This window comes from Nonlabens ulvanivorans (assembly GCF_000732625.1).
GTDB lineage: Bacteria > Bacteroidota > Bacteroidia > Flavobacteriales > Flavobacteriaceae > Nonlabens > Nonlabens ulvanivorans.
Map to the genome: position 1 here is coordinate 1 of NZ_JPJI01000009.1, position 322 is coordinate 322.

General features: G+C 40.4%; 1 protein-coding gene. It reads left to right on the plus strand.

Annotation, left to right across the window (positions count from 1 at the left end; translation table 11 throughout):
• On the plus strand, positions 1–322 hold a 322-nt coding region (locus tag IL45_RS15060; RefSeq protein ID WP_036579372.1), incomplete at both ends, for a hypothetical protein.

Here is a 322-nt window from a genome sequence, read left to right on the forward strand (position 1 = left end):
TCAAACCATTACTGATTTCTCATACGATGATGCTACAAACGTATTGACCATTACTCTCGAAGATGGTAACACTTCTACTGTTAACCTTGCTGAGCTTTCTGAAACAGTTGTCGCTGGTACTGGTGCGATTACAGTAACCGATGATGGTAATGGTAACTACACCGTGAACTCTACCGATCCTGATGAATCTATTACTAACGAGGTCAACACGGCTTTTGCTGTTAATGGTGCTAATCTAGAAATCACCGATTCTAATGGTACACTTTCTGTACCTTTAGCTTCAATCGGTTCAGACGATCAAACCATTACTGATTTCTCATAC